The following is a 6,324-nucleotide window of genomic DNA, read 5'->3' as shown; positions in this document are numbered from 1 at the left end:
GCCGGAAGGCGCCAACGTGGCCCGCGGGCCACGTTGGCGCCTTCCGGCTACGTCCCCAGAGAGGCCAGGCCCCGCGGGTGTCCGAAAGCATCGACATGCATGGAATCCGGAAAATAGTGCATACTACCTCGGACGCTTTAGCGAGACAAAGTATCAACAGCTGGGCAATAACATCATTGAGCTGCTAGGATTACAGAACCGTTGGGCGGTTATTTCCCAATTCTGATTATCGGTCATGCATAACCGCGCTACCATTATGCGTGTTGTATCGGAATACCGATGGAGGTTTGCATGTCAAACGACCAGACCGGCGCGAACGCGGAAGCGCTCGAGCCGAACGAGGGGAAGAAGGCCGACCAGAAGGTCATGATCTCCTCGTACACCATCCTCATCGTCATCACGCTCATCGTGGGCGTGGCGACGATCGCCCTGTCGAACATCGTGCCCGGCGTCACGGCGGCCTCGATGTCCGACATCCTCACGTCGCCCATCTCCGGCTTCCTCGACGGCATCGAGGTCTCGCTGTTCCTGCTGCTGCTCGGCGGCTGCTTGGGTATCGTGAACAAGCTCGGTGCCCTCGATGCGGGCATCGCCGCGCTCGTGCGCGCGCTGCACGGCCACGAGACGATCCTCATCGCCGCCATCATGGCCGTGTTCGCCATCATGGGCTCCAGCTACGGCTTCTGCGAGGAGACCATCCCGTTCTACGCGCTGCTCTCCGCCACGCTGTTCGCTGCGGGCTTCGACACCATGGTCGCCGCGGCGGCCGTGCTGCTCGGCGCGGGCGTCGGCTGTCTCGGCTCGACGGTCAACCCGTTCGCCGTGGGCGTCGCCATCGACTCGCTGTCGAGCGTGGGCATCGAGGCCAACCAGGCCATCGTCATCGGCCTCGGCCTCATCCTCACCGTGGTGAGCTACGCCATCTCGCTGTTCTTCATCCTGCGCTACGCCAACCGCGTGCGCCGCGACAAGGGCTCGACCATCCTGTCGCTGCAGGAGCAGAAGGCGGCCGAGGAGGCCTACGGCAAGGATGCCGACACCTCCGCCACCGAAACGCTCGAGTTCACGCCCAAGCGCAAGGTCGCGCTGGCGCTGTTCGGCCTGTCCTTCGTGGTCATGATCTGCGGCTTCATTCCGTGGGAGGACTTCGGCGTGACCATCTTCACCGCCGGCGGCGTGTACGACGAGGCCGCTGAGGCATGGTCCGTCATGCCCTGGAGCGGCCTGCTCACCGGCAACCCGCTCGGCGAGTGGTACTTCAACGACGCCTCCGTGTGGTTCTTCATCATGGCCATCATCATCGGCGTGCTCGGCGGCCTGCGCGAGAACGAGATCGTCGACGGCTTCCTCGACGGCGCCGGCGACATGATTGGCGTCGCCCTCATGGTCGGCCTGTCCCGCGCCATCTCGATCCTCATGGGCGAGACCGGCCTCGACGTCGTCATCCTCGACAACGCCTCCGCTGCGCTTGCCGGCACGAGCGCGCTCGTGTTCGGTCCGCTGTGCTACCTGGTGTACCTGGGCCTCTCGGTGGTCATCACCTCGACCTCCGCGCTGGCGACCATCTCGATGCCGATCCTCGGCCCCCTGGCTGCGAATCTCGGCTTCCCGCCCGAGGTCATCATCGCCATCTTCTGCGCCGCCAACGGCCTGGCGAACCTCTTCAGCCCCACGGCTGTGTTCCTGCCCGGCCTGCTGCTCGCGCGCGTGCAGTACCCGACCTGGCTCAAGTGGGCGGTTATCCCCATCGTGGTGATCGCCATCGCGAGCGTGGTCATCACCACCGGCGCCCTGCTGGTGCTCTAGGACTGCTGCCCGGATAAAGCGGCATCGATTGCAAGAAGGCCCGCTTCCCGACGCGCGCGACGCGCACGGGAAGCGGGCCGTTGCGATGTCCACTTTCAGGGCGGAGATGTTTTCGGTCACCCGCCGGGGCCTGGCCTCTCTGGGGACGTAGCCGGAAGGTGCCAAGGGGCCCCGCGGGGCCCCTTGGCACCTTCCGGCTACGTCCCCAGAGAGGCCAGGCCCGGGGGAGTCTTGCGCTAGGCGCGGTAGGCCCACATATGATCGACCGGGCCCGAGCCGTGGCCCAGGTTAAGGCCGGCGGCCAGGGCGCCGGTGAGGTAGGCCTTGGCGGCATTGACGGCTTCCGGCACGGTCAGGCCGCGCGCGAGGCCGCAGGCGATGGCCGACGACAGCGTGCAGCCCGTGCCGTGCGTGTTCGCGGTGTCGATGCGCTCGTGGCGAAACCACGTGATGCGAATCTCGCCCGTGTCGGCGTCGGGCTCGGCGAGCACGTCGTTGGCGTCGGCGATGCCGTGGCCGCCCTTGACGAGGGCTGCGCAGCCGAAGCGCTCGGCCAGCATGCGGGCTGCGGCCTGCTGGGCCTCCTCGGAGTCGATGCGCGTGCCCGTGAGGGCCTCGGCTTCGGGGATGTTCGGCGTGATCACACGCGCGAGCGGCAGCAGGCGGTCGGTCAGGGCGGCGCCCGCGTCGTCGCCGATCAGGCGTGCGCCGGAGGTTGCCACCATGACGGGGTCGACCACGATGTTGGCGGCGCTCCAGTGCGTCAGGCGCTCGGCGATGGACTCGATGATGGCCGCGGACGATACCATGCCGATCTTCACGGCCGCAGGGGGAATGTCCTCGAACACGGCGTCGATCTGCTCGGCGACGAAGGCCGGCGTGGCCTCGAGCACGTCGCGCACGCCCAGGGTGTTCTGCGCGGTGAGCGCGGTGATGGCCGTCTCGGCAAACAGCCCGTTGGCGGCGATGGTCTTGATATCGGCCTGGATGCCCGCGCCGCCGCTCGAGTCGGAACCGGCGATGGAGAGCACCGCCAGGCGACAAGATGGTGCCAGGTCCAAACTTGTCAGCTTGTCGGCAAGCTCGCGCGTGGCGGCCTCGATGTCACCGGCGGCAAAGATCGCCGACACCACGGCAGCGCCGGCAACGCCCGTGCCCGACAGGACGCCGAGCGTGCTCGCGTGCAGCCCGCCGATGCCCACGACGGGGATGTCAACGGCCGCGCAGATGCGGGCGAGCTCCTCCTTCGTGACGTCGACGGCATCGGGCTTGGTGGGTGTGGGAATGAGCGCGCCGACGCCCAGGTAGTCCGCACCGGCTGCCTGGGCGGCGAGTGCCTGCTCCACGGTTTGGGCCGAGACGCCGACGATGGCATCGGGCCCCAGGATGCGACGCGCCTCGGCGCAGGCCGTGTCGGACTGGCCCACGTGCACGCCGTCGGCACCCGATCGCAGGGCTGCCTCGACGTCGTCGTCGATCACGAAGGGTACGCCCGCCGCGCGGCAGATGGGTAGAATCGTGGCGGCCTCAGCCACGAGCTCGTCGGTGGTCATGTGCTTCTCGCGCAGCTGGATGAACGTGGCGCCGCCGGCGATGGCCTGGCGTACGCAGTCGGCGAGCGTGCGGCCGGAAAGCCAGGCGGAGTCGGTCACGCCGTAAAGCAGTAGCGCACGGCGGATGTCTGCGGGCGAGAAGGCCCCGCGCTGCACGGGGCCGCCCGCGGTGGCGCCGGAGACGGCGCTCATTACAGCTCCTCGATCTTGGCACCGGCCACGAGTTGGTCGGCGCTCATGTTGCAGATGGCGTCGAGCAGGTAGGTGCGGAAGCTGCCGTTGCCGTCGGCGGGCGTCATGCGCGCCGCGGCGACCTCGCCGGCAAGACCGTGCCCGGCGATGGCGGCCACGGTGGCACCGAAGACGTCGTCGGGGTTGGCCACGGCGTAGGCGGCCACTACGCAGGTGAGCATGCAACCCGTGCCGGTGATCTTACCCATGGTGGCCACGCCGTTGCGGATGGCGACGGCACGGTCGGCGGAGGCCACGATGTCGATGGCACCGGTGATGGCCACGACGCAGCCCAGCTTGGCAGCGAGCTCGCGTGCGAAGGCAGCGCTTGCGGCGAGGTTGTCCTCGGTCACGGCGTCGTCAGGGTTGACGTCGACGCCGCGGGTGGCGGCAGCCGTGCCGGCGATGGTCTTGACCTCGCTCATGTTGCCGCGCACCACGGTGATGGGCAGCGTGTCGATGAGATCGGCCGCCGTCTTGGTGCGCAGGGCGGAGGCGCCGGCGCCCACCGGGTCGAGCACGATGGCGTGCCCGAGCTCGCCGGCGCGGGCGCCCGCCACGTGCATGCCCTCGATGGAGCGCGCGTTCAGCGTGCCGATGTTCAGCACAAGGCCGCCGCAGATCGACGTGATGTCGGCCACGTCTTCCGGCTCGTCGCTCATGATGGGGGAGCCGCCGCACGCCAGAAGCGCGTTCGCGCAGTCGTTCACTGTCACGTAGTTGGTGATGCAGTGCACCAGCGGCACCTGCGAGCGAACGTTCTCCAGCGCAGAACCCAAAACCTTGCTATCCATAGTAGAAAACCAACCTTTCCAAGTCGTTTTGAAACGTATGAAGGCCGTTTTCAGCGAATCTACAAGCGACTGGCGAGTAGCAAAGGATTTCGTGTAAAACCCCATCAGGAAAACCGCAGGTAGAAGCGTTGACGTTTTTCTGCCAGGGCGCCTCTACTTACCGTGTCCGATGAGATTCGCTGAAAACGGCCTCCATAACTCGTAAGAACATCCAACAATTCATGTGCGGGCCTCAAAACCCGCCGCGTCGGGACGCAGCCCCCAACAACGGCGCAACCACGACACCGTTAGAGCCAAAGTTGCCGCCTCAATCCAGTCCTCCAGCCACCGCACCGCGTCAACGAGGTTTCACGGCCATGTCGATCGCCCTCGTCGCGCCACGGTCAACACCATGCGGAACTCCGGGCGGGCATATCGTCCCGCCCGGAGTTCCGCAGCGAGCGAGGACTGTCTGAGGACGGGATGATATGCCCGCCCGGCGCCTTCGCCTGACAGCCCTACTGCGCGTCGAGGTCGATCGTCGTGCCCTCGAACACCTTGTTAACCGTGCGCACCGCGCACATCTTGCCGCACATGGTGCAGGTGCCCTCGGTGCTCGCGGGTGAGGCCTCGTAGCGCGCCTTCGACGTCACGGGGTCGAGCGCGTAGTTCCACATCTCGTCCCAGGCAAGGCGGCGGCGAGCGTCGCCCATGCGGTCGTCGACGTCGCGCGCACCGGGCACGCCCTTGGCGATGTCGGCCGCATGCGCGGCGATCTTCGTGGCGATGAGCCCGTCCAGCACGTCCTTCGCGTCCGGCAGGCACAGGTGCTCGGCCGGCGTCACGTAGCACAAGAAGTCCGCGCCCGCGCTTGCGCTGATGGCACCGCCGATAGCTGCGGTGATGTGGTCGTAGCCCACGCCGATATCGGTCACGAGCGGTCCCAGCACGTAGTAGGGCGCGCCGTGGCACAGGCGCTTCTGCAGCTCGACGTTGGCGGCGATCTCGTTGATGGCCATGTGGCCGGGGCCCTCGATCATCACCTGCACGCCGGCGTTCCAGGCGCGCTTCGTCAGTTTGCCGAGCTCGATCATCTCCGCGGTCTCGGTGGCGTCGTTCGCGTCGTACAGGCAGCCCGGACGGCACGAATCGCCCAGCGAGATGGTCACGTCGTACTCGTGGCAGATCTTCAGGATCTCGTCGTAGTACTCATAGAAGGGGTTCTCGTTGCCGGTGACCTCCATCCAGCCGAACAGCAGCGAGCCGCCGCGGCTCACGATGTTCATGAGGCGGCCGGTCTCCTTGAACGTCTTGATGACGGACTTGTTGATGCCGCAGTGGATGGTCAGGAAGTCCACGCCGTCCTCGGCGTGCGCGCGCGTGACCTCGAGCAGATCGTCGACCGTGAGCTCGACGAGCGGCTTTTCCATGTAGCCGATGGCGTCGTACATGGGCACGGTGCCCACCATGAGCGGGGTCTTCTGCACGAGCTCCTGGCGGAAGAAGCGCGTCTTGCCGGAATTGGAGAGGTCCATGATGGCGTCCGCGCCGAACCTTTCCGCGGTCGCCACCTTCTCCCACTCCACGTCGGCATCGGCAACATCGCCCGAGATGCCCAGGTTGACGTTGACCTTGGTGGAAAGCCCAGCGCCTACACCACGCGGCTCGAGCCCCATCTCCAGGTGGCGGATGTTCGCCGGAATGGCGATACGCCCGGCCGCCACGCCCGCGCGGATGAACTCCGGATCGCGGCCCTCGCGCTCGGCGACCGCGCGCATGGCGGGCGTGATGACGCCGGCCCGCGCATAGTCGAGCTGCGTGACGAGATTCTTTTCGGTAGCGGTATCCATACGCATACTCCCTTCGTTGGCATTACCCATATCAGGTTCGTCGGGTCGGGGCAGGTCGCGCCCCCTCTCAGCCTGCCGTGGTGTCCTGCAAGCTCCCCGTGATATGCAGTT

Annotated in this window: 4 protein-coding genes and 1 riboswitch; of the genes, 1 reads left to right on the top strand and 3 read right to left on the bottom strand. The window is 66.8% G+C overall.

What is annotated here, in order from left to right:
• Positions 1-291: 291 nt before the first annotated feature.
• Positions 292-1,806, top strand: coding sequence for a YfcC family protein (locus H6A16_RS09825; RefSeq protein WP_204618696.1), 1,515 nt, complete (start codon positions 292-294; stop codon positions 1,804-1,806).
• A 236-nt stretch (positions 1,807-2,042) separates the two neighbouring features.
• Here H6A16_RS09825 and thiD read toward each other — a convergent pair whose 3' ends face one another.
• The 3 genes from thiD to thiC all read right to left on the bottom strand — a co-directional run bounded on the left by thiD (position 2,043) and on the right by thiC (position 6,213).
• Positions 2,043-3,551, bottom strand: a complete 1,509-nt coding sequence (gene thiD / locus H6A16_RS10840; RefSeq protein ID WP_239458328.1) for a bifunctional hydroxymethylpyrimidine kinase/phosphomethylpyrimidine kinase — start codon at positions 3,549-3,551, stop codon at positions 2,043-2,045.
• Positions 3,551-4,384: a hydroxyethylthiazole kinase gene (thiM, locus tag H6A16_RS09810; RefSeq protein ID WP_204618693.1), complete on the bottom strand. Its 834-nt coding sequence runs from the start codon at positions 4,382-4,384 to the stop codon at positions 3,551-3,553. The genes thiD and thiM overlap by 1 nt, the downstream gene beginning before the upstream one ends.
• A gap of 497 nt (positions 4,385-4,881) precedes the next feature.
• On the bottom strand, positions 4,882-6,213 hold the full coding sequence (gene thiC / locus H6A16_RS09805) for a phosphomethylpyrimidine synthase ThiC (RefSeq protein ID WP_204618691.1): 1,332 nt from the start codon (positions 6,211-6,213) through the stop codon (positions 4,882-4,884).
• A riboswitch (TPP riboswitch) is annotated at positions 6,205-6,322 on the bottom strand. (Overlaps the previous gene by 9 nt.)
• Positions 6,323-6,324 lie beyond the last annotated feature (2 nt).

It is taken from the genome of Collinsella tanakaei (genome assembly GCF_016900375.1).
Taxonomy (GTDB): Bacteria; Actinomycetota; Coriobacteriia; order Coriobacteriales; family Coriobacteriaceae; genus Collinsella.
Note: the sequence above shows the minus strand (reverse complement) of the source record. Positions and strands in the feature narration are given on the sequence as shown.